The organism is Schaalia sp. (assembly GCF_050312375.1).
In the GTDB taxonomy this organism is placed as follows: Bacteria; Actinomycetota; Actinomycetes; order Actinomycetales; family Actinomycetaceae; genus Pauljensenia; species Pauljensenia hyovaginalis.
Map to the genome: position 1 here is coordinate 1 of NZ_JBNOYB010000102.1, position 26,267 is coordinate 26,267.

Sequence of the window (26,267 nt, forward strand, 5' to 3'; positions counted from 1 at the left end):
CCCGCGATCGAGTGATCGCGGGGAGCAGTCGTCCGTTGAGGCCCGGTCCGTTTACGGCAGGTAGTACGTCGGGTTCGGCAGCTTGTAGGCGACATCGGCGTAGCCGCCGATGAGGTCGGAGTACTGGTCGCCGAAGTTGCCGACGATCCTGTAGCCGAGGTCGTTCTCGATGTGCTTGCGCACCGAGGACTTGAACTCGATCGTCGTGCACTTGTCCTTCGCGCAGGACACCCACGAGGGCAGTTCGGAGGCCATCGACGACTTCTTCGTGAAGTACAGCTCCGAGGGGATCGCCGGGTAGCCGACCTCGTTCAAGTTGCGCTGAGTGACCTCCTTGAGGTCGTCGCTGCGCCCGGTCAGGCCGATCGGTTCGCATCCGGCGGCCTTCGCGGCGGTGACGAGATCCACCATGCCGGGGGTCGCGGGCAGTGCGTGGTAGTTCGTCTTCAGGTATTCGATCTGCTTCTCGGGCGAGAAGTTGAACTCGAGCCACTCCTCCATGTCGTAGGTCCACAGGGTCGTGTCGTCCGCGTCGAGGGTGATCGCGGGCTTCTCACCGCGGGCGACCGCGGCCTTGCAGTTCGCGACGACCTCCTCCTTCGCGGCGGCGGTCACCGCGGTGACGTCGCTGATGTAGGAGGATTCGGTCTTGTTCGCGACGTACTGCCCCAACGCGGCGTCCGGGCTCGCGTTGTAGTAGGCGCGGATGGTCGCCTTCACGATGTCCATGTTCGGGACCATGTAGTCCTTGACGCCCTCGGCCTTCCCGCTCGAACCGTCGGGCATGAGATCGTAGGTGCTCTCCGCCGGGGCCATTCCGGCCGCGGCATCCGCCGCTTCCGTCTCGGGGAAGTTCGGGCTGGGCAGGTAGTAGGTGGCGTTCGGCAGCTTGATCCACTTGTCGGCGTAGCCCCCCTGCAGATCGGACCACTGGTCGCCGAAGTTGCCGACGATCGTGTAGCCGAGGTCTTCGATGATGTGCTGACGCGTTCCGGCTTTGAACTGGACGGTCGTGCACTTGTTCGCGGCGGCGTCGCAGCGCCCCTGGGCCTTCAGGTAGTCGGGCATCGGCGCGGTCTTGAGGAACTTCGTGAAGTACCTGTCGGCGGCGAAGAGGGGTTCTCCCCCGTCGTCGACGTAGCCGGCATCGGTGAGGTTCTGGATCGTGTAGTCCTTCTGCGCGTCGTTGCGCCCGGTGAGGCCGATGATCTCGCATCCGGCTGCGTGGACCTTCTTCACGAGGGCGACCATGCCCGGGGTGGCGGGCATCTGGTTGTGATCGAACCACTCCTGCTGCTTGGCGGGCGTGAATGCGAAGTGCATCGCGCCGTCCTCCATGTCGTAGGTCCACAGTGTCGTGTCGTCCGCGTCGAAGACCGCGGCGGGCTTCTTGCCCGCAGCCTTGGCGGCGGAGCAGTCGGCCGCGATCTCCTCGGCCTTGGCGGCGGCGATGGCGGTGACGTCGGTGATGTAGGGCGATTCGGTCTTGTTCGCGATGCCGTCGCGACCGGCGTTCATGTAGGCGCGGATCGTGTTGCGCGCGATGTCCCAGTTGGGCAGCTCTTCACCGCTGGCGCCGATTCCGCTGCTCCCGTCCGCAGCGAGGAGGAATCGCGTGCGCGGCGTCATCCACGACTCGTCGTAGTCGGAGCGGTGCTCGGGCGCCGGGGGCGGTTCGGGGGCCGGGTTCTGCGGATCCTCAGAGGGCGCGGGCGCGGGGACGACCGTTTGTCCGGCTTCGGGAGCGCGATCCTTCGCCGCCACGTAGTGGTAGCCATCGGGGCAGGTCTTCGAGGCGGAGGCCTCGGCCCTGCCGGGGACGAGGGCGAGCATGGGGACGAGCGCCAGTACGGCGAGCGCGACCAGCCCGCCGCGCCTCCTGCGGGTGACGATCAGCGCTCCGACGACGGCTGCGGCAAGGGCGATGCCGATGACGAGGGCGACGGGACCGCCCGTTCGGGCGAGATTCTCGACGCAGTATTCAGGGACCACGGTGTCTCCTCTGTGTTGTTCGACTGCGATGACGGGGAGAGCACTGTATTCCGAAGGGGCTTTTCGAATCGAGGCCGGGATCCGATTCCGCTTCGATTGTTACCGTTCGTTACCGTTCGCCGGCGGCGCCGCGCCCTCGTCGCCCGTCCCGCGCGGGGCGCGGGGAGGCCGTCGGCCCGAGTTCGGCGAGGAGCATTGCGGCGAGGACGAGTCCTCCGCCCAGGAGGAGGCGGCCGCTCAGCGATTCGCCGCCGAAGAGGATCGCGAAGAGTGCTGCGAAGACGGGTTCGGTCGTCATGATGACCGCGGCCCGGGCTGCGGGGATGCGGGCTTGCGCCCAGGTCTGGACGATGAGGGCGAGAAGACCGGATATGAGGGCCATGTAGAGCACTTCGGCCCAGGGGATGACGCCCCTCGGCAAGCCGATCCCTCCTGGGAGCGCCGCGGCGCCGCAGATCGCGCCGATCGCGATCATCTGGATGGCCGCGAGGTCGAGGCCCTTCTCCTGCCCCGCCCATCGGCCGAGCACGATGATGTGGATGGCGTAGAGGACGGCTCCCAGGAAGGAGAGGGCTTCTCCGGTTCCGAGGGCGAAGCCCTGGAGGCTGAGGACGGCCAGTCCAGCGGTCGCGAGGATGGTCGCGACCCAGACCCGCGCCGGGGTCGAGACGCGGAACACGAGGAAGAGGATCACGGGGGTGAGGACGACGTACATCCCCGTGATGAAGCCGGAGACGGAGGCGTCGGCGGTTTTCAGGCCGTAGGTCTGGGCGATCTGCGCGGCGGCGTAGACCGCCCCCGCGCTCAGGCCCCTGCGCCAAGTCGTGGGCGAACAGGTGAGGAGTCTGCGCCCTCGCAGCACGATAATCGCGAGCGCCGCGATCGCGAAGCGCACGCCGAGGAAGTCGAGCGGGGTCGTGAATACGACGATGTCCTTCACCATGAAGAAGGTCGAGCCCCACACCGCGGTGGTGACGGTGAGGGCCAATGCGGGAAGGAGGATCGGGCGCGAGGTCACCGGACCAGGGTAGAGTCTCACCCCCCGATTCACCGAAGTCATCACCTTCTTTCGCCGAGGTCATCACTTTTCTTCGCCGAGGTCATCACTTTTCTTCGCCGAGGTCATCACCTTTGTTCATCGAGGGGATGCGGTGCCCCCTCCCCACCGCCTTCTCGGAGGCTCAGACAGGGTGTCGACGTCAGCTCAGGACCGCGGCACGAGTTCCCACCACGAGGTCGAATTCGCCGGAACCGCATCGTCAACAAGATCCCCTCGACGCGAAGAAGTGATGACCTCGGCGGGAGAGGGGGAGGGCGAGGGGAAGGAGGCGGTGGACAGGAGGGGACGCGCCCCTGCGGGCAGCGCGACGAGGGCGTCCTCGTCACCCGTGTTCGTCGCGCAGACGAGCGCACCCGCGCGGAAGACGAGCAGGTTCCGATCCTCCGTCTCGATCCACTCGACCCGGTGCGCATCATTGAGGAGCCGCTTGCGCAGGCGCGCGAGCTCACGGTAGAGGGAGAGCATCGAGCCCGGATCCCTCGCCTCGACCTCGCGGGCCAGCGATCGGAAGCGCTCGGGCTGGGGGAGCCATGCGCGAGCCCCGCCCTCGGGGCCGAAACCCATCGTCTCGCCCTCGTCGCTCCACGGCAGCGGCACGCGGCAGCCGTCACGGCCGAGTTCCGCGCCATTCGTGCGCAGCCACATCGGGTCCTGGCGCGCCTCCTCGGGGAGGTCGAGCACTTCATCAAGGCCGAGCTCCTCGCCCTGGTAGACGTAGACGGTGCCCGGCAGGGCGAACATGAGCGCGGCGGCGGCGCGCGCCCGACGGGTCCCGAGGGCGAGGTCGACCTCGGTCGTGCGACGCGCATCGGCGAGCATGTCGAAAGGATCGGGGTCCTTGTCGATCGGCACCTGTCCGAGCCGCGTGACGAGCCGGAAGACGTCGTGATTCGCCATGGCCCAGGCCGGCCCCTCCTCGGCGCCGGCGACCTCGAAGGAACGCTCGATCGAGGTGCGCAGGCGGTGGGCGAACCAGGGCTGGACCAGCAGATCGAAGGCGAAGGACTGCTGGAGTTCACCCGGGGCGGTGAAGCGGGCGAGGATCTCGGGATCCTTCACCCATGCCTCGCCGACGAAGTACTTCGGCGGGTCGTAGCTCTCGGCGAGCCGCCTCCAGGAGGCGTAGACCTCGAAGAGCTCGGGCTGGGTCCACAGGACCGACTCGTCGGCGCCCGCGCCTCGGGGGATCTCAGGGGCCTTGACCAGGCCGTGGGCGACGTCGATGCGGAATCCGTCGACTCCCCGGTCGAACCAGAACTTCAGGACGGAGAGGAATTCCTCGCGCACCTCCTCATTGCGCCAGTTGTAATCGGGCTGGGTCGAGTCGAAGAGGTGGAGGTACCACTGGGGATCGTCCGTCCCGTCCTCGACGCGGTCCCAGGCGGACCCACCGAAGATCGAGGGCCAGTCGTTCGGCGGCTCCTCACCGCCCGCCCCCTCGCCCTCGGCGAAGATGTAGCGGGCGCGCTCGGGAGAGCCCGCGGGGGCGGCGAGCGCCGCCCGGAACCACTCGTGCTCATTGGAGGAATGGTTCGGGACGATGTCCATGAGGACCTTGATGCCCAGCCCGTGGGCGGTTTCGACCAGGGCGTCGAAACTCTCGAGGGTGCCGTACTCGGGGTTGATGCCCCGGTAGTCGGCGATGTCATAGCCGTGGTCGTGCTGGGGCGAGGGGTAGACGGGATTGAGCCATACCGCATCGACGCCGAGATCGGCGAGTTCGGGGAGGGCCTGCGTCACTCCCGCGAGGTCGCCGAGGCCGTCGCCGTCCGAATCCTTGAAGGAGCGGACGTAGACCTGGTAGGCGACTGCGTTGCGCCACCAGGCGCCCGACTCCCCATCCTTCAAGTGGCTCACTGCACATCCCCCTCGTCGCCCGGATCCATCCCGATTCTTCGTTTCGCATCGATCGAATAACGTTGATTTCCCCATGTCAAATGGGGTCGATCGACGTAGACTCTGCGCATGTTCGCCAGCGCTCTCCTCAAGGTCTACGACGACCAATTGCGGACGCGCGCCGAGACGATCGGCGCTCAGGTCGTATGGAGGATCGGTCCGCTCCACTGCGCTGTCTTCCCGGGAAGGCGGGGATTCGTCACCTACGGCCGCCCTGACGCGAAGCAGGCCGTTTCGCTCCTGCGCCTGCTGCCCTCGGTCCTCGCCGCCTTCGACAACGCGGGGGTGAAGTCGATCGAGTGGAAGACCCGCTCGCATGACGAGACCCCCGGTTTGGTGGACGCGCTCACGGAGGCGGGCTTTTCCGCGCAGGAGCCCGAGACCGTGATGATCGGATCAGCCGAGGCCCTCGCCGAGGCGCCCGACGCCGAAGGCGTGGAGCTCGCGATGCTGGAGGGGGCGGCTCAGATCCGCGACGCCCTCGAGACGGCCGACCGTCTCTTCGGCAACGCCCCCGATGCGGATCGGGCGCAGCAGGTCCTCGACGATATCGCGCACGCGCGTTCTGCGGGGATCCCCGACCCGCAGGTGTGGGTCGCGCGGATCGGCGATCGGATCGTATCCTGCGGCCGCGTCGAGCCGGTGCTCGGCACGGAGTGCGCAGGGCTTTGGGGCGGCGTCACCGATCCGGAGTTCCGCGGACGCGGCATTTACCGCGCATTGACGGCCGCGAGGGCGAGGGCCGCCCTGCGGATGGGGAAGAAGTACCTCCATTCGGATTCGACGCCCATGTCGAAGCGGATCCTCGAGCGGGCCGGGCTCGTCGCGGTCACGGGGACGACTCCTTTCACCCGGGGCGCGACCGCCTGAGCCCCTCTTTCACCCGGGGCGCCGTTTCGACCTTCGAGCGCAGTTCCGGGCTGTGGATGAGCGGCGGATCCGGTCGCGCTTCAGCCGCGCTGCGCGGTCACGGCCGCCAGGCCGGGTCGGATGCCGGGGCTCCGAAGCTCGCGTACAACTCGTCGGGACGCGCGATCTCGTCGGCGAAGCCGAGGGCGGTCATGTCGGCGAGGAGTCGTCGCGAAGGGGCGTCCGGAGCGTTCTTCCCCGCCCCGCCCTCGTCGCGCATCGCACCGCCCCCTGCGGCCGCATCCGCCCGCAGGACCCGACCGCGGATCACGATCGGAGCGAGCTCGGGGTTGTCCCAGGCGGCGCGCGTGGCCACGTCCAGGATCCTCACCGCGTCGTCGAAGGACGAGGACGGTGCCGCAACGACATCGAAGGAGACCAGGGAGGGCTTGCCGAATCCCTCTCCGACCTCGACGGCGCAGCCCTCGATGTCGGACAGGCCCGAGGCGTCGAGGGATTCGAGAAGCAGGTCGCGGAAGCGCTCGGAGCGCCCTTGACGGCGCTGCGGCCTCATCGCGCGCATGGCGATCCCGGCGCCGATCGCGCCGACTCCGATCGCGCCGATGAGCAGGGGGTTGGCGATCTGGGGCATGCGGCGCGCGGCCCTTGCGGCGCTCCCCTTGTTCACCGGGGTCGACTGCCGCATCCAACGACCGATTTCCCCCCAGGGCATCGTCTCGGGCCCCTGTCCGGGATTCTTGTTCATCGTCCCTCCTCAGTGCGCGGGGCGGGCGACCCGCCTCGGACTCCGGGCGCGTCCTCGCGCCCTCTCAGTACGGCTCTGATCCCGGCGATCCCCTTCCGCAGGGGAGTCGCCACGTCGATGAAGGGCGCGGGCGCCCATGCGGATGCGTATTCGACCGGAGTGAAGCCCTGCACGCGGTCGAGGGCGACGAAGGCGTCGACGGCGTCCCTTCGCCGCGGTTCGAGGACCTCCTGCCAGATCTCGTAGAACATGACGCGCGTGGATTCGCCTGCCTGGGGGAGGTAGTCATCGAGGGCGGCGACGGCGGAGGCCAGCCTTCCCCAGGGCATGACGCGGACCTTCCTCTCCAGGTGGCGAACTGTTTCGGTGTAGGTCGCCGAGGAGTGGGCGTAGTAGAGCGGCGACTTCTTGGGGCGCACGAGGGTTCGTCGTACTCCGACGCGATGATCGGGGAAGCGGTCGGGGGCGCCGTCCATCGAGGGGATGACGTCCTGGTCGTGGGCGACCGAGACCATGACGACCTCCGGACGGATCCTCCTGCGCCGTCCCGGAGTCCCGGTGGCGAGGATCGCCTGGACGTCGAGGCCCGCCTGCGCCGGATCCATGGCCGCGAGCGCGACTGCGACGATCCCGCCCTGGGAGTGCCCGCAGATGAGGACCGGCTGGGAGCGGAGCTCGTCCTCGGCGACGCCGTCGCGGATCATCGCGTCGTGCACGGCTTCGACCAGGCCGAGGCGCATCGCCGATTCCAGGCCGATCATCTCGCGGGTGTTCGACTCCATGTCCGCGGGGTTCTCATCGGTTGCGAAGTCGGTGTGCGCGGTCCCGGGGAGCGATACGAGCCAGCGCCTGGCTCCCCCTTCGCCGACTCGGGTGATCTTCAGGGTGGTGCCCGCGGTCATCGCCCAGTACATGTCGTCGATGTCGGCGCACATGTCGGCGAGGCTCGAGGGCGGATCCGTGCGGCGCAGGCGGGCCTTCGGGCGCCCCTGCCTGCCCGGGCGCTCGGGCGGTTCCTGCGCGGAGTCGCGGAGGAGATGGGCGTGGACGGCTCCTCCGCGCATCGCGCCGACGGCCGTCGCGGCGGTGAGGATCGAGGTCATGAGCGCGTCGTAGGGGCGCGAGGGGATGAGGGGGAGCATTTCGCGCGCCTTGAGCGCCCCCTTGCTCGCGCGGCCGGCGTCGAGGGCGATCCTGGCTCTCATGAGTCCGCGGATCGCCGTCGAAGCCGCTCCGGCAGCTCGGGCGAGGCCGCGGACCGTGAGCGTGTCGAGGCCCGGCTGGTCGAAGAAGATCCTCTGCGAGCGCTCCGAGGCCTCGTCTCCGAGTTTCGCGGCTCGGCCCTTCGCGCCCTCGCGCCATTTCTTCGGCAGGGCAGTGATGGTCGATGCGAATCCGAGGGTGACGGATGAGGCCAGGACGGGGAGCAGCGGGAGGAGTTTGGCGCGCAGGTAGACGGGCGGGTAGGACTGGGGGACTCGTCGGGGGGCGTACATGCGCGGGTGGCGTCGTGGCATCGTCACCTCCTGTCGTCGGGCTCCGGTCGGGCGGAGGGAATGACTCGCGACGAGCGCGAGGAGCCGCCCTGCACTTGTCCACCAAGCGTAGTCCGCGTCGATGCCCAGGCAAGGCGGAACTCTTGACCATCATACCCCCTAGGGGTATTGTCGGAGCGTCGACCGACGAAAGGCGCACGAGATGACCCGCGGATACGAGAACACCACGGACCGCTATCTCACCCGCCTGCGCCGAATCGAAGGGCAGGTCCGGGGCTTGCAGCGGATGGTCTCCGAAGGCGACTACTGCATCGACATCCTCACCCAGATGTCCGCCGTCCAATCCGCCCTCGACTCCGTCGCCATCGGCCTCCTCGAAGACCACATGAACCACTGCGTCGTCAATGCCGCCAAGGAATCCGACGAGGCCGGCCGCGAGAAGATCGAAGAGGCGACCAAGGCGATCGCCCGCCTCATCAAATCCTGACCCCTCCCTCCCCCGACCCCACCGCCCTACGAAGGAGAACCGCCATGACCATGGAAATCGACCGGACCGTTGAACTCGCCGTCAACGGCATGACCTGCGGCCACTGCGTCGCCTCCGTCACCGAAGAGCTCGAAGCCGTCGACGGCGTCAAGCACGTCGACGTCATCCTCGAATCGGGCGGCACCTCCAAGGTCACCGTCCTCTCCGACACCCTCCTCGACGACGACGCGCTCCGCGAAGCCGTCTCCGAGGCCGGATTCGAACTCGTCGGCATCACGCGCGACTTCTGATCCGGAGCGGGCCCAAGCCCGCCCCTTCCCCGGCGCCGAACCGGGGACGCATCCTGGCCGCTTCCCGGCCCCGCCCAGCGGCGCCGAGGACTCGACCGAACCCCCGCACCCGGGCCCACCCGACCTCTTCGCGAACGCCCCGGACCGCGGACGCAGAAAGCCCCATCGTGCCCTCCTCCGTTCCGAACACCGCCCTCAAGAACGACGCCCCCTCACCGACGCAGATCGGCGAGGGCGCCCGCGCCAGCGCGAGCCTCCTCAAGCGCCGCTTCCTCATCTCCCTCCCCTTCGGGCTGACCGCCCTCGTCCTCTCCATGTTCCCCGCGCTTCAATTCACCGGCTGGCAGTGGACGGTCGCAGCGGCGTCGATCCCCGTCGTCACCTGGGGCGCATGGCCCTTCCACCGGGCCGCATTCGCCGCGGGTCGCCACGGCTCGACGACGATGGACACCCTCGTCTCCCTCGGCGTCACCGCCTCGAGCCTGTGGAGCTGGTGGGCGCTCCTCTTCGGAGGCGCGGGCGAGCTCGGCATGCGGATGTCCATGACCCTGCTCCCCCGAGCCGCCGGGCATCACGCGGAGATCTACTTCGAAGGCGCGACCACGATCGTCCTCTTCCTCCTCCTCGGACGCTGGATGGAGGCGCGCACCCGCTACCGCGCCGGTGACGCGCTGCGCTCCCTCCTCGAACTCGGCGCGAAGGAGGCGACCCTGCTGCGCATCGACGAGACGAGCGGGCAGCGCACCGAGACGCGCGTACACGCCTCCTCCCTCGCGATCGGCGACCTCTTCCTCGTCCGCCCCGGGGAGAAGGTCGCGACGGACGGCGTCATCGAGTCCGGGCATTCTGCCCTCGACGCCTCCCTCCTCACCGGCGAGTCCCTGCCGGTCGATGTCGGCCCCGGCGACGAGGCGACCGGCGCCACCGTCAACACGTGGGGCGCCCTCGAGGTGCGCGCGACCCGGGTCGGCGCCGACACCGCGCTCGCCCGGATCTCCCGAACGGTCGCCGAGGCCCAGGCCGGCAAGGCGCCCGTCCAACGCCTCGCCGATCGGATCTCCTCCGTATTCGTGCCGACGGTCATCGCGATCGCGATCCTCACCTTCGCGGGCTGGCTCATCGCCGGATCCTCGCTTCAAGCGGCCTTCACGGCGGGCGTGGCCGTCCTCGTCGTCGCCTGCCCCTGCGCCCTCGGCCTCGCAACCCCGACGGCCCTGCTCGTCGGCTCGGGCCGCGCCGCCCGGCTCGGCATCGTCATCAAATCCGCCGAGATCCTCGAGCAGACCCGTTCAATCGACACGATGGTCCTGGACAAGACGGGGACGGTCACCACCGGCCGCATGTCCCTCCACAGCATCACCCCGACCCCGCCCGGAGCATCGCCCGAAGCCCCTCGAGAGCATCACCCCTGCGCCGCCGGAGACCCCGCACAGGACCGCCCCGGCGCCCCGGCCCCCGAAGACCTCCTCCTCGCGCTCGCCGCCGGAGTCGAATCCGCTTCCGAGCACCCCGTGGCGCGCGCCATCGTCCAGGGCGCGGCCGAGCGCTCCATCACCCCCCTCCCCGCCTCCTCCTTCACCAACCATGCGGGCCTGGGCGTCTCCGCCCTCGTCGATCACCCTTCGACGGGCACCGGGCTCGCCCTCGTCGCCAGACCCTCCTGGCTGGAATCCAAGGGCGCGGGAATACCCGCCGAACTGCGCACCGCAATCGACCGGGCGGAAAGCGAAGGCTCCACCGCGGTCCTCGCCGCGCTCGTACCCGACTGGTCGGACGAGCCCGCCCGTCCCCTCCCGGCGAGCGGACTCCGAGAAGCCCCGACGATCCCGGGCAGCCCCGCGCCGCTCGCCACCCTCACGATGAACGTCCAGGGCATGACCTGCGCCTCCTGCGTCCGACGCGTCGAACGCAAGCTCTCCAAACTCGAGGGTGTCACCGCTTCCGTCAACCTCGCCACCGAGTCCGCGACCATCACCCTCAGCGCCGAGCACACCGACTCCGAACTCGAAGAAGTCGTCAACGCCGCCGGATACACCGGGCGCGTGCTCTCCCGCACCCTCCCCGGAGCCGCGGAAGCCGCGGCCCCGCCCTCGGGGGCTTCATGCGACGAGGGCGGGCGCACCTTGCCCGCGCGACTGGGCAACGCGCGCATCCTCGGCGCACTCACCGTGCGCGACACGGTCAAAGAGACGAGCCCGGAAGCGATCGCCTCCCTCGCACGGCTCCGCATCGAGCCGATCCTCCTCACCGGGGACAACGCGGCCGCCGCGCGACGAGTCGCAGACGAAGTGGGCATCGCGCGCGTCATCGCCGAGGTCCTGCCCGAGGACAAGCGCTCCATCATCGCCTCCCTTCAGGACGAAGGACGGGTCGTCGCGATGGTAGGAGACGGGGTCAACGACGCGGCCGCCCTCGCACAGGCGGGGGTCCGGGGCCTGGGCATCGCGATGGGCTCGGGAACCGACGCCGCCATCGAGGTCGCCGACATCACCCTGGTGAACTCCGACCTCGTCAGCGCCGCGACCGCCATCCGCATCTCGAGGCGGACGCTCGCGATCATCAAGGGCAATCTGTTCTGGGCCTTCGCCTACAACGTCGCCATGATCCCCCTGGCGATCGCAGGACTGCTCAACCCGATGCTCGCAGCCGCCGCCATGGCCTTCTCCTCGGTGTTCGTCGTCCTCAATTCGCTCAGGCTCCGCTCCGCGCACTGAGGGCGGCGAGAGGGCGGGCGAAGCACGCGGGGACTCGATTCGCGCGCGGGAGGGTGAAAGCCGCGGGCGGGGACTCAGTCCGCCGCAGGCGCCTCGATGCGCTCACGGGCGGGACGGGGGTAGGGGATCCCGATCCCCTGACGCGCATCGGAGCGGACCCGCTTTAGCGCGGGGATCCTCACCCGATGAAGCGTCTTCCTCAACGAGGCGATCGCCGCATCCGTGAAGCGCGTCGAACGGTTGAAGTCGCCGAAGGAGCGATCCGCGCCGGTGCGTTCGAACTGACAGGGGATCTCCACCATCGACAAGCCCGCCACCAGCACATCGATCGTCATCGCGACCTCGAGGCCGTATCCGTTCATGAAGGGCATCGCGCACTGAATCGCCTCACGCGTCGCACAGCGCACGGGCGCGAGCGGGGAGGTCGGCTCCCACCCCGTCGCCCTGCGGATCACGGCCCTGGCCAGCGACTTCGCCCTCGACTTGCGGATGCGGGAATCCGCGACCGCCGGAACGGCGCAGGCGACATCCGCCTCACCGCCGACGACGGCCTCCACGAGGGCCGTCGCCTCGACCGCCGAGTCCCCGAGATCCGCATTGAGGATGAGGAGGAGGCGCTCGGGCCAATCCGCGCGATCGCGCATCGCCGCGACTTTGACCCCGGTCTCGATCGCCGAGGCGCGGCCGCGCGCGACGGAGTGCCTGACGACCACCGCGCCCGCGGCCCTCGCAGAGGCCGCGGTATTGTCCTCCGAACCGTCATCCACCACGATAAGGAGGTCGACCCCCGGGATCGCGCGGCAGGCCCTCACCGTTGAAGCGACATCATGACCGATGTTGTGCGCCGGGATCACCGCCGCAACGCGCTGCGGCCCGGGACGCGCCTTGCTGACCGAGGAATCCACGCCTCAGATTCTAACCGCCGGGCCCTAGGCGCGGCCGAGGGACTCACACGGAACCGGGGGCGCCGAAACGAAGTCCGACGCCCCCGATCACGGGCGGGAGGGATCAGCGGATCGTCACCTGACGGGACACGAGTCCCTGCTTCGCGCGGCGCTCCTCAGCGCTCAGCGCGCCCTTCTCGGCGAGGGCCTCGTCGAGAGCCTTCACGAAAGCCGCCGCGGGAGCGGCGACATCCTCGGCGGTCTCGCCCTCGGCGAGCTCGAAAACCGGGATCGCGAGGCCGCAGGCGCGGAAGGCGCCGACGAAACGCGAGCCCTCGGACAGGCGCGCCTCCCCTCGGACGTGAAGGCGGGCGAGCGCATCGAAGAGGGGATTCTCCTCGACGGCGGACACGTAGCGGACGAAGTTCCGGTTCATCTCGCACCAGTACATCCCCTCGACCCCGGGAACCGGCACGGTTTCGATGATCTCGTCGCGGTTCTCCTCGAGGGCCCGGCGGGTCTGCTCGTCGACCTCCTCCGAGGGGTCCAACCAGAAGGCGAAGTTCTCGACGATCTCCATCTCGGAGAAGCCCTCCGGATCGACGATGTCCTGGAGGCGCTCGGAGGGCTCGCGGACATCGAGGTCGATCAGGCCCTCGTTCCCGTCCTCCTTCGCCGAGATGGCCGCGAGGAGCGCCGCTCCCATGTCGTGGGAGAGATCGGCGGAGTTCGCGCGAGTCTGCGCGGCGATGAGGATGCGCCCATCACCGCGGACCATGGCGGAACGGCCGTCCGGCAGGAGCGTGACGATGTCGAACTCGACGCCGCCGTGCGCGGCGTCGGTGCGCGCGGTCATGATCGCGGCGGGGATGAGCTCGCGCATGGCGACGAGCTCGACCTCTCGGACAAGTCCCTCGAAGGGACGGGCGACGAAGGGGATCGGTGCGCGGTAGGCCGCCGCAGCGGCGGGATTCGCGACCTTCTTACGACGGCTTGCTTTACCCATGATCGCAATCGTAGCGGGCCGCATGAATGCCTCGGAACACGCAGGCGCGTCGGGCCGCCCGCTTTCGCTCGTCGGTGTTGGGGGGAACGAGGGCGGGGCGGTGGAGCGGGAACGGCGGAGGCAGGACCGGCAGAGCCGACAGGGCCGGGACCCACAGGGGCGGCGGGGGCGAAGCTGTGGAGCAGGAACGAGGGCGGGGCGGGAGCGCCGGTGGCACCGGGGATCCCATCCCCACCTGCCTCCCCGCCTCGAAAGCATCACTTCTTCACGCCGAGGGGATCTCCGGACGCGTCAGCGCGATGGAGTTCGCATCCCCTCGATGTGAAGAAGTGATGATCTCGACGAAGAAAAGTGATGACCTCGCTGCGGGGAGGGGAGGGGAGGGGGCGGGTCAGAGCGAGAGGGCTCCGCCGGCCGCCTGGACCGCCGGCAGAGCCGCGCGGTACCGGGCGAGGAAACGATCGTAGGCCTCGTGATCGGCCGCATCCGACTCGATCACGCTCGCGCCCGCATCGGCGAAGACCTTCGCATCCAGGTATTCGGGCAGGGTCTCGCCCTCGTCCTTGGCGACGAGGTAGCGCGCGAGCACCGCGATGCCCCACGCCCCGCCCTCGCCCGCCGTCTCGCCGACGGACACGGAGATTCCGAGCGCATCGGCGAGCACCTTCTGAGCGACGCCCGGGGTCTTGAACAGGCCGCCGTGCGCGAAGAGCCGGTCGAGCGCCACGCCCTCGGCCCCGAGGATGTCCAGGCCGACGCGGACCGTCGCGAAGATGCTCATGAGCTGGACGCGGATCGCGTTCGCGAGCGTGAATCGCGCCTCGGGCCCGTGCGCGAACAGCGGCACCGCCCGATCCAGTTCGAGGATCGGCTCGCCCGAGAGCGTGTTGTAGGCGAGCAGCCCGCCGCCGTCCGCATCGCCCTTGAGCGCATTGAAGTAGAGGAGGTCGTAGACCTCGGGCACGGAGATCTCGTGGCCCGCGAGCTTTGAGAACTCGACGAACATCGCGACCCAGGCGTCGATCTCCGAAGCGCCGTTGTTCGAGTGGACCATCGCGACCGGCGAGCCGTCCGGGGTGGTCACCATGTCGACCTCGGTGTGCAGGCGCTCCAGGGCCTTCTCGAGGACGATCATGAGGAACACCGAGGTGCCGCAGGAGATGTTGCCGGTGCGCTGCGCCACCGAATTCGTCGCGACCATGCCCGTGCCCGCATCGCCCTCGGGCGGGCACATGGGGACGCCCGCCCGCAGTCGACCGCTCGGATCGAGCAGCAGTGCGCCCTCGGCGGTGAGCGAACCGGCGGGCGCGCCCGCGGGCAGGACCTTCGGGAGCACGTCCTTGACCGTCCAGGGCAGCCCGCGTTCGGCGACGAGGGCGTCGTAGGCGGCGATCATGGCGGCGTCGTAGTCGCCGGTCGTCGAATCGATGGGGAACATGCCCGAGGCATCGCCCACGCCGAGGACGCGCTCGCCCGTGAGGCGCTGGTGGACCCAGCCGGCGAGCGTGTTGATCGAGGCGATCCGCCCGACGTGAGGCTCCTCGTCGATGACGGCCTGGTGGAGGTGGGCGATGGACCAGCGCAGCGGGATGTTGAAGCCGAAGGCCTCGATGAGTTCCTCCGCCGCGCGTCCCGTGTTCGTGTTCCTCCAGGTCCTGAAGGGGGCGAGCTGAGCGCCGTCCGCATCGAGGGCCAGGTAGCCGTGCATCATCGCGGACACGCCGAGCGAGCCGTAGGTCGTCGGGACGGCGCCGTAGCGCTTCTCGACCTGCGCGACGAGGTCGGCGTAAGCGTCCTGGATCCCCTCGACGACCGCGGTGAGCGAATAAGACCAGAGGCCGTCGACCAGCTGGTTCTCCCAGGAGTGGCCCCCCGATGCGAGGACTTCGTGGTCCGGGCCGATGAGGACGGCTTTGATGCGGGTCGAACCCAATTCGATGCCGAGGGAGGTGCTCCCGGATTCGATGAGTTCCTTCGCTGACTCAGACATTCGCTCTCCTGACGTCGTCGTTGACCTTCTGTGAGATTCTGCCACTGTGAACGTTCACTTCGCTACTGCTCCGCAACCCCGCAATGCTCCAGGAGGGCCCGGATCACGGCAGCCGCTCCGTCGTTCTCCACCGCTCCTGTCACATGATCGCCCTCGGCCTTGATGTCCGCTGAGGCTCCGCCCATGACGACGCCGAAATTCGCCCACCGGATCATGGGGACGTCATTCGTCCCATCGCCGATCGTCACGGTCCCCGAGGGCGGAACACCGAGCCTTTCAGCCAGGGATTCAAGACCGCTCGCCTTCGAGACTCCGAGCGGAAGCACATCCGCCCAGCTCGTCCAACCGACGGAGCACTCCCAACGCTCGGGGACGCCGATCGCGGTGAGCAGCGAATCGAAGTCGGGCCTGCTCATATGCGGCGCGCGGACCACGACCTTGATCGCCCGACGGCCTCGAAGATCATCGAGGGGCACGACTTCATGCGCCTCGATGAGCTCGCCGGGAGGGAAGCATCCGGAGACGAGGAACATCCCGGGTACTTCAACACCGAAGATCGCGTCCGGCAGATGCGCGGCGACCAGGTCGATCAGCCCGCCCGGATCGAAGAAGCGGAGCTCGCAGACCTCCGCCCCCTCGGGCGAGGCGGGGTCGAAATGCGCCGTGACCGCCCCGTTCGAGCAGACCGCCCACCCGCTCGGATCACCCAGCTGATCCAGGACGGGCGCGGTCGCCTCCAGGGAACGACCCGTCGCGATCACCGCGTGCATGCCGACCTCCCCGGCCGCGCGGATCGCCGAACGCACCCGTTCGGAGGCGCCCGTCGGCAGGAGCACCGTCCCGTCCAGGTCGAGCCCCACGAGGATCTTCGAAGGATCCGTCGGCATATCCGCCGGCAGGGCCGCCCTCGCCGCCGCAACGAGGCGCTCGAAGGGGATCGGCGCCTCCCCCGAGGGGGGCGGCGTCACGAGGTTGAGGATGCGAGGATCGGGTGCGCTCACTTGACCGGTTCGAGGACCTCGAGGCCGCCGAGGTAGGGGCGCAGCGCCGCGGGGACGTACACCGAACCGTCAGCCCGCTGATGGTTCTCGAAAAGAGCGACGAGCCAGCGGGTCGTGGCGAGCGTCCCGTTGAGGGTCGCGACCGGGAACATCTGCCCGCCCTCGCGGCGCTCGCGGATGCCGAGGCGGCGCGCCTGGAAGGTCGTGCAATTCGAGGTCGAGGTGACCTCCATGTAGCGCTCCTGGGTCGGCAGCCACGCCTCGCAGTCGAACTTGCGAGCGGCCGAAGTGCCGAGATCCCCCGCGGCCGTGTCGATGACGCGGTACGGCAGCTCGACCTTGGCGAGCATCTCCTCCTCCCAGGCGAGGAAGCGCTCGTGCTCGGCCTCGGCGTCCTCGGGACGGCAGTAGGAGAACATCTCCGCCTTGTTGAACTGGTGGACGCGGATGATGCCGCGCGTGTCCTTGCCCGCAGACCCGGCCTCGCGGCGGTAGCAGGTCGACCAGCCCAGGTAGCGCTTCGGACCGGCCTCGAGATCGAGGATCTCGTCCGCGTGGTAGCCGGCGAGGGCGACCTCGGAGGTGCCCGTGAGGTAGAGGTCGTCGGCGGGCAGGTAGTAGATCTCATCCGAATGCTCGTTGAGGAAGCCCGTGCCGCCCATGACCGCGGGAGTGACGAGCGTCGGAGTCATCATCGGGACGAACCCGGCCGCGAGCGCCTGATCCATCGCCATCGACATGAGGGCGAGCTCGAGGCGGGCGCCGATGCCCTTGAGGTAGTAGAAGCGCGCGCCCGAGACCTTCGCACCGCGCTTCGTGTCGATCGCATCGAGCCCCTCGCCGATCGCGAGGTGGTCGGCGGGCTCGAAGCCCTCGGCCGAGAAGTCGCGGACCGCCGGGCCCTCGTGGCGCAGAACCGTGAAGTCGTCCTCACCGCCGGTGGGAACCCCCGCCAGGACGAGGTTCGGCAGGAGGCGCGCGAGGCGATCCGCCTCAGCATCCGCCTCATTCGCGCGCGCTTCAGCGGCCTTCACCTGCTCGGCGAGTTCCTTCGCCTTCGCGAGGATCGCGGGGCGCTCCTCCTTGGAGGCCTTGCCGACCGACTTCGAGACCTCCTTCTGTGAGGCGCGAAGAGCCTCGAACTCCTGGAGGGAGGAACGGCGCAGGGCGTCCGCCTCGAGAATACGGTCGACGAGTTCGACATCGGCGCCGCGAGCGCGCTGGGAGGCGCGGGCGGGTTCAGGATCTTCACGGAGGGCGCGCACATCAATCATGCGACCATCCTAGGACAGCGCGGACGCGGCGAGCCGCCTCGCGGGCGGGACGCCCGCACGGGACGCGTGCCGCTCAGATCGGAGGCTGTTTCCTCCTGAGGCAAGGCGGACCGCCCGCCCTCGGCGCGTGCACGCCTCCTGCGCGCCGCGCGCCGCCCCCTCCGGGCGGGCCGGCTCACGCCTTCAACACCTCAGGGGCCCGCTCCCGTCGCCTGCGCGCGCAAGCGGGCGGGCGCCGATAGGCTGAGGCCATGAGCGTCACGGCATGGATCTTGCTCGGAATCGTGTGCCTCGCCTGCATCGGAGTGCGATTCCTCTCCCGCTTCCTCCTCGCCCGCGATCAACGCATCGCGACGACCCGGAAGGCGATGCTCGACCCCGCCCTCGCGAACGACCCCGAACGGGGTCGACCGCGCCCCTGGGTGATCGTCAACCCCTCGAAGCACGAGGACCTCGCCGCCTTCAAGGCCGCGGTGAACGCGACGGCGGCCGAACTCGGCGTCCCGCACGTCCACTGGATCACCACGACCCCGGAGGACCCCGGCACCGGCCAGGCGATCGAGGCGATCGCCAAGGGCGCGAGCCTCGTCATCGCCTCGGGCGGCGACGGCACGGTCCGCGCCGTCGCCGCAGGCCTCGCGGGCACCGGGATCCGCATGGGCATCATCCCCGCGGGGACCGGCAATGTCCTGGCCCGCAACCTCTCGATCCCGATCGACGACCCGGAACAGGCCGTTCGCATCGCCCTCGGCCCCGAGCACCGGCTCGTCGACTGCGGCTGGCTCCGCCTCGACGCCGTCGACGAGCCCTCATCGATTCCGGCGGAGGGCGCGCTCGTGCGGGCCGCTCGCACGGCCGCCGCCGCCCTCGGCGCGGACCTGGAAGAACCCGCATCCCTTCCGGCGACCGACGAGTACTCCTTCGTCGTCATCGCGGGACTCGGCTTCGACGGCGAAACGATGGCTTCGACGGACTCCGATTTGAAGAAGCGGATCGGATGGTTCGCCTACGTCGTCGCCGCCCTCGGCGCGATCGCCCGCGAGGGGACGAAGCTGCGCCTCCTCCTGCGCGATCCGCTTCCGGCCGACGACCCCGTCGGGGACGCCCCCTCGCCGGACGAGGGGAGTCCGACGATCGCCGGATCCGCAACCCTCGAAGGAGTCCGCGTCGACGACGAGCCCGACCAGGAGCTCGCCTGGATCGAATCGCGCACGCTCATGTTCGCGAACTGCGGCCTGCTCCCGCTCATCACCCTGGCGCCGGCGGCACGGCTCGATGACGGTCTGCTCGACGTGATGGCCGTGTCGACCCAGTCCGGTCTTCTCGGATGGGCGGACCTGTCATGGAAGATCCTCGCCCAGGGCACGGGCGCCAGAACCTTCAATCCCCCCGCGTCGACGGGCAGCGTCCGCTTCCGTCAGGCGAAAGGGGCGTCCGTCCTGGCTCAGTCGCCGCAGGTCGTCCAAGTGGACGGCGACGCGGTCGGCACTGCGCGAGCGGTTCACGTGCGCCTCGACCGCGGCGCCCTCGACATCGCGGTTCCCCCCGCCGAGTAGATGCGCCGACCGGCCGGTCGCACCCGCCGACCGGGCAGGCGCCCGCCGTGCGCCCAATGAGCGTCCGGCGAGCGCCTGACGCAGATCGGGGCTCAGCCGAGCAGGGGCCAATTCGGCGCGTTCTCCGCCGTGACTTCGGAACCGTCACCGCCGTGGAGGATCGAGGACACCCAGGCGCGTCCGACCCGGAAATCCTCATCCCTCGTTCCGCGCAGGACCTCGGATCGGACGCCGTCCACCCGCGGGTAGGAACCCATGAATCGTACCTCCGGCGAATACCTGTGGAGTCCCACCAGGGCCGCCTGGACGCGCTCCTCGGCGATGTGCCCGACGATGTCGATGCTGAAGGTGTAGTCGCCCAGGCCGTCGCCGCTGGGACGCGACTCGATCCTGGACAGGTCGACGCCGCGCACGGCGAACTGCTCGAGAAGCGTGAGCAGCGCACCGGACTTGTTCACCGGCAGGGCCACCTGGATCGTCGTCTTGTCCGCGCCCGTCGGCGCGGGGAGCGCGCCCGGCTTGGCGACGAGGACGAAACGCGTGACCGCACCGGGATTGTCCGCGACATCGCGATGAAGCGCGTCGAGCCCGTAGGTCGTCACCGACACGGCCGAGCACAGGCCCGCATCGAAGTTCGCATCACCGCTCGCGAGGAGCTCGGCCCCTGCTGCGGTCGAGGTCGTCGGCACGTGGATCGCACCGGGGAAGGTCGCCTCCACCCAGTTGCGGCACTGCGCCCAGGCGTGCGGATGCGTGCCGATCCTGCGGACGTCCTCGGCCCGGGTGCCCGGTCGGACGACCAGTTGGAACACGACGGAGACGACCATCTCCGCCACGATCACCAGCGACTCCCCGTGGGAGAGCGCATCGAGCGTCGCATTCACGCCCCCCTCGATCGAGTTCTCGATCGGGACGACCGCGCGATCCGCCTCGCCCCGGCGCACGGCGGCGAGCGCGTGCGGCGCCGAGGACATGGGGAGCAGCTCGGCCCCCGCGGGCGCGACCTGGTGGACGGCTTGCTCGGTGAAGGTGCCGAAGGGCCCGAGGAAGGCGATCCGCATCCTCTCACCCGCGGGCGCGGGACCGGGCATGTTCGTCACGGCGGCGCTCAACGGGTTCTCGGACGATCGGGGGTTGCGCATAGCGCAAGGCTATCCGGCGCGACGCTCCGGCGGCATCCGCGTCCGCGCCAGGACTGGGCTCCCACTGCTTGCTTCACGGCTGTTTTCATCGGAAAAACGGATGCGAACCCCCGTGAAGCAAGCAGTGGGACACGGAGCGCGCCCGCAGCACTCGAACGCGCCCTCGACGAGGAGGCGGACTCGGGCGGACGGATCAGCCCCCGAGGCCGCAGGCCGTGATCCTCCACAGCTTCGCGGTTCCACCCTCGTCGACGAGTTCGAATCCCACGGAGGTGTCGACCTCGTACAAGCCGGGGTAGCGCGAGGAACGACGGAAGTCGTAGTACCAGCCGTCCTCATCCTCGTAATAGTGCGTGACCCCGAGGGCGCGGACCGCCTCGCACACGCTCGGATCGACGCCGATCCGGTTGAAGCGCTCGGCGAGCACGCTCTCCGGCGAGTCCTTGGCGCTCACCCGCGTGAGCTGAGGGAACACCGCTTCGTGCTGGCCGATGACCTCGGTGTAGGCGGCGCCGGCGATCGGATCGCCCAGCACCACGGCATCCGCGGGGATGAGCAGCCGCATGCGGCGGATCATCGCCAGTTCACCCCTGCTGGCCATACCCGGCTTGCCCAGGTTGTCGGGGTCGTACACGTAGTCGCTCGCCACGGCCCGCGCATCGTAAGCGCCGAGCCCCGTCACGAGCAGGAGGACCAAGCCGAGAGCCGCATCGACCCTCCATCGCGCGGGCCCCCCGGGCCTCGAATCCTCCTGAACGTGGGTGCCGCGCGATCGGACGGAGTCGAAGCGCTCGGCGAGGACCCCTCCGATGGTGTGAAAACCGAGCGCCATGAGGGGCACCATCGCCAGGCCGTGCGCGCCCATGATCCTGCGCGCATCGAGGTACCAGGGCGCCAGGAGGAAGTTCCGCACCTCGCCGATCGGCGCATAGGCGAGGAAGGTGAGGAGGCAGAACACGAGGTAGGAGACGAACGGCCACATCGGCGGCGGATCGGCCGTCCTGCGCGAGAAGACGAGGGCGATCACGCCCGCCAGGAGGAGGAGCGCCTGGACGATGATGTGAATGCTCATCGCGGTCGTCGGCGTGAAGGGCGGCGCCGGCGTGAACATGTGGGAGAAGGCGTAGCCCCAGGAGATCCCCGACCTCGGGTAATCGCCCATCGAACGGATCTTGTCGGCGGTCAGAGCCAGGAAGGGCAGGACGGCGGCGGCGACGGCGAAGACGCCGACCGCGAGCGCGCGAGCCCGAGCGCCCGCGCTGATCGCCGATGCGACGATCCTCCACGATGCCGCCAGCAACGCGGGCAGCAGCAGGGCGGCGAGGACGAAGGCGGAACTCGGATGCGCCGAGGTCGCGCCGAGCATCGCGAGCAGGAGGGCTGCGAGCAGGGGCATGTGACGGAGGAGCGCTCGCGGACCGGCGTCGAGATCCGCGGCGAACCTCCTCCCGACGAGGATCGCGAGCGCGACGACTCCCGGCACCACTGCGAGTCCGCTCGCATTGGGCCACTGGTTGTACATCGTGAGGTTGTCGGCCGGCATGTCGAGCAGCAGCCCGGCGAGGATCGGCGAGGCGAGGATCGCGGCCCTCGAAGGCACCAGGACGCTCGTCAGGGCCGTCGCCCCGAGGACCCAGATGACCATGAGGACGATCGAGGAGGCGTTCGCAGCGAGGACGACCCGAGTGGGTGCGGAGAACAGGGCGACGAGGGCGTGCCAGGTCGTCGGATAGAAGACCTCGCGGCCGCCGTAGAGCTCGGCGAGCCCCCCGAAGGGGCTCGCCGAGTGCGAGTGGAGGATCGACCACACCCCGTTGAGGTGGAAGGTCGAATCCCACTGCTGCGCGGGAAGACGCGGGTCGGCGCGCAGGAGCATCGGCATCGCGGCGAGCAGGGACCCGAGGGCGATCATCCCCCAGGTGGAGGCGCGCACCCTCGCCTGCTCCTCGCCGAGCGGGCGCCTCGGCCCGATCGCGTCGACGAAGCCGCCTGCGGGCAGCGAACCCCCGGCCGCCCTCTTCGCGGCGGCGAGCAGCCAGACGACCGCGCCCACCAGGGTGAGGAGCCCGAGGACCGGGAAGACCTTCGCGCGCTCCCACGCGATGGCGAAGGCGTCGAAGGCGAGGGAGAGCAGGGAGAGGACCCCGAAGACGATCGCGGGAGAGGCGGCCAGGGCGACGACTGAGGAACGCAGGTGCGCCCTCGTCCAGAAGAATGCGGGAAGCGTCGTCAGGACGAGCATCCCGCTGATCGTCGGGATCAGCGTCCACCACTGGCCGAGCATCGTCCGCTTACTCCTGCTGCGAGGGCTCGCCCTCGGGGACGGCGGCCTCGTCGGCGGCGGGGAGTTCGACCGCGACGAGGGCGGCCCTCTTCGCCGCCCGACGATGATTGATGACCTCGACGAGCATCGGGATCAGGGAGACGCCGACGATCGCGAGGATGATCGCCGAGAGGTTGTCGTGCACGAAGGGGACGCCGCCGAGGGCGGACCCCAGGTAGGTGACGCCCGCGCCCCAGAGCAGGGCCCCGAGGGAGTTGAAGGCGAGGAACTTCGGGTACGGGTACTTCGCGATGCCCGCGGCGAGCGGGATGAAGGTCCGCACGAAGGGGATGAAACGGCCGATCACCAGCGAACGGCCCCCGTACTCGGCGAAGTAGCGCTCGGCCTTGACCAGGTGCTCGGTCTTGAGGAATCGCGCGTCATCGGAGAAGAGCCTCCGACCGAAGCGGGCGCCGAGCCAGTATCCGATCTGCGCGCCGATGAAGGCGGCCACGAAGACCAGGGCGATGAGCGTCGGAAGGTGGAGTCCGAGGCGATCGTGCAGGAGACCCGCGGTGAAGAGGAGCGAGTCGCCGGGAAGGACGGGGAAGAGCACCCCCGACTCGATGAAGACGATCGCGAGAGTGCCCCACAGCACCCACGGGCCCATCGCGAGGAGCAGGCTCTCCGGATCGTGGAACCATCCGATGAAGGTCTGAAGCCAAGATGCGTCGGAGGCCATCGGGGCGAGGGTCTGGAGGAACAATCGGTCTCCTTGATATGCGTACACGTTCGGCCCCCACACTACCCGCCGTGAAGGCGCCGGTAGGATCTCAAGCATGGAGGGCGAAGTGAATCCTGTCGCGTCCGCCGAAGCGGACCTCGATTCACCCGTATCCTCCCCGCCTCCGGACGCCGGGGAAACCCCCGCGGACCCCGGCGGCTCCGCTCCGGCCCCCTCCTCTCGGCCGCGCCGCCTCCCCGGCGAGGTGCGCTTCTCCGACCGCGTCGAGCCCCGTCAACGGCGCCGGGCGGACCTCTTCGACCTCATCGTCTCGCTCCTGGCGATCGGAGCGATCTGGGCGGTCGGCGTCTTCGCGAACTCGACGACTCAGGGCGTCACCGAAGACGTCCTCCGCTTCCGCCTCATCCGCGAAGTGCTCCTCCTCCCCATCACACTCGTCGAAGGCACGGTCGTCCTCTTCGCCCCGATCGCGATCGTTCTCGCCCTCGCCCTGAGGCGCCGCCTCACGGCGATCCTCCAGTCCGTCGGGACCGCGATCCTCGCCGCGCTCATCGGAACCGGGGTCCTGTGGAGCGTCTCCCTGCTCCCCGAGAAGGTCACCGCGCCCCTGCGCGTCGCCAAGGCCGTCGCCGTCCAGGGCAACACGACCTCCACGGCGATCGCCATCAACATCGTCGTCATCACGCTGTGCGCCCTGTTCACGGCGGCCGGTGAAGCGCAGAACATGAGGACCGTCCGCTGGTCGTGGGCCGGGATGTGGGTCATCGTCTTCCTCGGGGTCCTGCGTTCCTCGATGACCCTTCCCGGCGCCTTCATCTCCGTGTTCATCGGCAGGGCCGTCGGCTGCTCGGCGCGCTGGCTCTTCGGCTTCGAGGATCGCCGGGCCTCCGGGGCCGACATCGTCGGCGCCCTGCTCGACATCGGGACCATCCCCGTGCAGATCGTCCGCACCGACCTGGACACGAGCGAAGAGCCCTTGACCACCCGGACGGTCGTCGAGGACCAGCGCTCGCGCCTGAGGATCGTCGACCGCGCGACGGCGTCCGCCGACTACACGGTGACGCGGCGCCCGGACCAGGACCGCAACCGCCACTACCAGGCGCTCCTCGACGATGGGCGCATCGTCGAGGTCGTCGTCCTCGACCCCGGCCGCGAGATCCTCGGGACCATCGTCGACGTGTGGAACAACATCCGCCTGCGCGGGCTCAGCCGCTGGATCTCCCCCTCGTTGAAGGCGACCGCGGAGCGCTCCGCCCTCGTCGCCATCTCAGCGAGGCGCGCGGGCGTCCGCACGCCCGAGCTCATCGGGATCGCCCAGGCGGGCGACTCCCTCGTGTCCGTCTCAGAAGCGCTCCCCCCGACGACGCCGCTGCACGAGCTGCCCGGGAGCGCCCTCACCGATGAGATGCTCGACGACGCATGGCGCCAGCTCCTGGCCGCCCACTCGCGCGGGATCAGCCACCGCGACCTCGGCTTCGATTCGCTGGTGGTCGACGAGGACGGCGACCTGTGGATCCTCGATTGGGAGCGCGGCGAGGTGGCGGGAACCGAGCTCAACCGGAGGATCGACATCGCGCAGATGCTCGTCCATCAGGCCTTGTGCGCGGGCGAGGAGCGCGCCCTCGAATCCGCGCGCAGGGTCGTCGACGCCCGGACCCTCGAGTCGGCGGTGCCCGTCATCCAGGGCGCCGTCCTGCCCTCCTCCCTCAATCAGAGCCTGAAGCGATCCGCCCTCGTCGAGCGTCTTCGCACCGGCGTCCTGGGCACTGACGAGGGCGAGGCCGTCGAGCTCACGAACGTCAGGCGATTCGAACCGCGGACCGTCATCATGGTCGCGGTCCTCTTCGTCGCCCTTGTCGTCGTCCTCGGATCGCTGAATTTCGAGGACATCACCGCGGCCATCACCGAAGCGAACCCGTGGTGGATGGCGGCCGCCTTCGGGCTGGCCTGCCTCACCTGGGTGGGCGGGGCGATCCCGCTCATGGCCCTCAGCCCCGTGCGCCTGCGCTTCTCGGACGCCGTCGTCGCGCAGGTCGCCGCTTCGCTCGCGACGATCGTCGCCCCCGCGGGCGTCGGACCGGCCGTCGTGAATCTGCGCCTCCTCAAGAAGAAGAAGGTGAACACGGTCGTCGCGGCGACGACCGTGACGCTCCAGCAGCTCCTCCAGCTCTTCATCATGCTGTCGCTCCTGCTGCTCGTCATGGTCCTGTCGGGCAACTCGCTGTCCGTCCAGCTCCCCTACGGCACGATCCTCGCCGTCGCTGCGCTCGTGATCGCGGGCATCGGGATCGCCCTGTCGGTCCCGCGCTTCCGCAGGTGGCTGTGGTCGAAGGTCGAGCCGACCTGGACCCAGGTCTTCCCCCGCCTCATCTGGATCGTCGGCCGACCGCATCGGATCGCTGCGATCCTCGCGGGGAACCTCCTCATGAACATCGGTTTCATCGGCGCGTTCTGGGCGGGGCTGGTCGCGATGGGCGGCTCCCTCGACTTCCTCTCCCTGGCTCTGACGTACCTCGCGTCGAACTCGCTCGGTTCAGTGATCCCGTCCCCGGGCGGTATCGGGCCGGTCGAGGCGGCGCTGACCGCGGGCCTTCAGGTCACGGGGATCCCCCTGTCGATCGGCCTGCCCACCGCAGTGCTCTACAGGCTCGTCACCTTCTACGGGCGCATCCCCTTCGGCTGGCTGGCGATGAAGTGGATGGAGCGCAAGGACCTGCTGTGAGGGCGGGCCTTCCGCTGGGGGTTCTCTCCCCCTCCCTCCCCCGAAGGTGCCCAAGAAGGGGTCCGTGGACGTTCGGAGGGCTTCTTGGGCACTTTCGGGGGGAGAGAGAAGCCTTCTTGAAAGCAGCTTCGGGG

General features: G+C 69.4%; 19 protein-coding genes. 6 read left to right on the forward strand and 13 right to left on the reverse strand.

Annotation, left to right across the window (positions count from 1 at the left end; all coding sequences use genetic code 11):
- Positions 1-51 precede the first annotated feature (51 nt).
- The 3 genes from ACQY7V_RS07725 to ACQY7V_RS07735 all read right to left on the reverse strand — a co-directional run bounded on the left by ACQY7V_RS07725 (position 52) and on the right by ACQY7V_RS07735 (position 4,909).
- The gene (locus ACQY7V_RS07725; protein ID WP_303775851.1) at positions 52-1,992 is read right to left on the reverse strand and encodes an HAD family acid phosphatase; all 1,941 of its coding nucleotides are present in this window, start codon (positions 1,990-1,992) and stop codon (positions 52-54) included.
- 109 nt (positions 1,993-2,101) lie between these two features.
- Positions 2,102-3,010, reverse strand: a complete 909-nt coding sequence (locus tag ACQY7V_RS07730; RefSeq protein ID WP_303772540.1) for a DMT family transporter — start codon at positions 3,008-3,010, stop codon at positions 2,102-2,104.
- Between the two features lie 186 nt (positions 3,011-3,196).
- Entirely contained in the window at positions 3,197-4,909 is a 1,713-nt protein-coding gene (locus tag ACQY7V_RS07735; protein ID WP_428639658.1) for a glycoside hydrolase family 13 protein, read from the reverse strand.
- 108 nt (positions 4,910-5,017) lie between these two features.
- On the opposite strand from ACQY7V_RS07735, the gene ACQY7V_RS07740 reads away from it, so the two are divergent.
- On the forward strand, positions 5,018-5,818 hold the full coding sequence (locus ACQY7V_RS07740) for a GNAT family N-acetyltransferase (protein WP_428639659.1): 801 nt from the start codon (positions 5,018-5,020) through the stop codon (positions 5,816-5,818).
- Between the two features lie 97 nt (positions 5,819-5,915).
- On the opposite strand, the gene ACQY7V_RS07745 is transcribed toward ACQY7V_RS07740, so the two are convergent.
- A complete protein-coding gene (locus ACQY7V_RS07745) occupies positions 5,916-6,563 on the reverse strand; it encodes a pyridine nucleotide-disulfide oxidoreductase (RefSeq protein ID WP_303772544.1) in 648 nt (215 codons plus the stop codon).
- The gene (locus ACQY7V_RS07750) at positions 6,560-8,080 is read right to left on the reverse strand and encodes an alpha/beta hydrolase (protein ID WP_428639661.1); all 1,521 of its coding nucleotides are present in this window, start codon (positions 8,078-8,080) and stop codon (positions 6,560-6,562) included. Before ACQY7V_RS07750 ends, ACQY7V_RS07745 begins: the two co-directional genes overlap by 4 nt.
- A 181-nt stretch (positions 8,081-8,261) precedes the next feature.
- On the opposite strand from ACQY7V_RS07750, the gene ACQY7V_RS07755 reads away from it, so the two are divergent.
- The 3 genes from ACQY7V_RS07755 to ACQY7V_RS07765 all read left to right on the forward strand — a co-directional run bounded on the left by ACQY7V_RS07755 (position 8,262) and on the right by ACQY7V_RS07765 (position 11,550).
- Positions 8,262-8,546 carry a metal-sensitive transcriptional regulator gene (locus ACQY7V_RS07755; RefSeq protein WP_235362303.1) on the forward strand — a complete coding sequence of 95 codons (285 nt, stop codon included), beginning with the start codon at positions 8,262-8,264 and terminating at the stop codon, positions 8,544-8,546.
- A 44-nt stretch (positions 8,547-8,590) separates the two neighbouring features.
- A complete protein-coding gene (locus ACQY7V_RS07760; RefSeq protein WP_154475760.1) occupies positions 8,591-8,836 on the forward strand; it encodes a heavy-metal-associated domain-containing protein in 246 nt (81 codons plus the stop codon).
- Between the two features lie 167 nt (positions 8,837-9,003).
- Complete coding sequence (locus ACQY7V_RS07765) at positions 9,004-11,550, forward strand: HAD-IC family P-type ATPase (RefSeq protein WP_428639664.1); 2,547 nt, start codon at positions 9,004-9,006, stop codon at positions 11,548-11,550.
- A gap of 74 nt (positions 11,551-11,624) precedes the next feature.
- On the opposite strand, the gene ACQY7V_RS07770 is transcribed toward ACQY7V_RS07765, so the two are convergent.
- From ACQY7V_RS07770 to serS, 5 genes are all read right to left on the reverse strand, one after another.
- On the reverse strand, positions 11,625-12,455 hold the full coding sequence (locus ACQY7V_RS07770) for a glycosyltransferase (protein ID WP_235361989.1): 831 nt from the start codon (positions 12,453-12,455) through the stop codon (positions 11,625-11,627).
- Positions 12,456-12,558: 103 nt separating this feature from the next.
- Positions 12,559-13,440, reverse strand: a complete 882-nt coding sequence (locus ACQY7V_RS07775) for a DUF5926 family protein (protein WP_235361990.1) — start codon at positions 13,438-13,440, stop codon at positions 12,559-12,561.
- 391 nt (positions 13,441-13,831) lie between these two features.
- A complete protein-coding gene (locus ACQY7V_RS07780; protein ID WP_428639666.1) occupies positions 13,832-15,430 on the reverse strand; it encodes a xylulokinase in 1,599 nt (532 codons plus the stop codon).
- Positions 15,431-15,492: 62 nt separating this feature from the next.
- The gene (locus tag ACQY7V_RS07785; protein WP_320836140.1) at positions 15,493-16,431 is read right to left on the reverse strand and encodes an HAD family hydrolase; all 939 of its coding nucleotides are present in this window, start codon (positions 16,429-16,431) and stop codon (positions 15,493-15,495) included.
- Positions 16,428-17,705 carry a serine--tRNA ligase gene (serS, locus tag ACQY7V_RS07790; RefSeq protein WP_235361993.1) on the reverse strand — a complete coding sequence of 426 codons (1,278 nt, stop codon included), beginning with the start codon at positions 17,703-17,705 and terminating at the stop codon, positions 16,428-16,430. The genes ACQY7V_RS07785 and serS overlap by 4 nt, the downstream gene beginning before the upstream one ends.
- A 251-nt stretch (positions 17,706-17,956) precedes the next feature.
- Between serS and ACQY7V_RS07795 the strand changes: the two genes are divergently transcribed.
- On the forward strand, positions 17,957-19,261 hold the full coding sequence (locus ACQY7V_RS07795; RefSeq protein WP_428639668.1) for a diacylglycerol/lipid kinase family protein: 1,305 nt from the start codon (positions 17,957-17,959) through the stop codon (positions 19,259-19,261).
- A gap of 92 nt (positions 19,262-19,353) precedes the next feature.
- Here ACQY7V_RS07795 and pheA read toward each other — a convergent pair whose 3' ends face one another.
- From pheA to ACQY7V_RS07810, 3 genes are all read right to left on the reverse strand, one after another.
- Positions 19,354-20,403 (reverse strand): prephenate dehydratase, encoded by a 1,050-nt coding sequence (gene pheA / locus ACQY7V_RS07800; protein ID WP_407826317.1) that lies wholly within the window; start codon positions 20,401-20,403, stop codon positions 19,354-19,356.
- Between the two features lie 193 nt (positions 20,404-20,596).
- The gene (locus ACQY7V_RS07805) at positions 20,597-22,687 is read right to left on the reverse strand and encodes a DUF6541 family protein (RefSeq protein WP_320836142.1); all 2,091 of its coding nucleotides are present in this window, start codon (positions 22,685-22,687) and stop codon (positions 20,597-20,599) included.
- A 7-nt stretch (positions 22,688-22,694) separates the two neighbouring features.
- Positions 22,695-23,408 (reverse strand): DedA family protein, encoded by a 714-nt coding sequence (locus ACQY7V_RS07810; RefSeq protein ID WP_154476865.1) that lies wholly within the window; start codon positions 23,406-23,408, stop codon positions 22,695-22,697.
- Positions 23,409-23,517: 109 nt separating this feature from the next.
- Here ACQY7V_RS07810 and ACQY7V_RS07815 point away from each other — a divergent pair, with 109 nt between their 5' ends.
- A complete protein-coding gene (locus ACQY7V_RS07815) occupies positions 23,518-26,133 on the forward strand; it encodes a lysylphosphatidylglycerol synthase transmembrane domain-containing protein (protein ID WP_320836143.1) in 2,616 nt (871 codons plus the stop codon).
- The last annotated feature ends 134 nt before the right edge of the window (positions 26,134-26,267 follow it).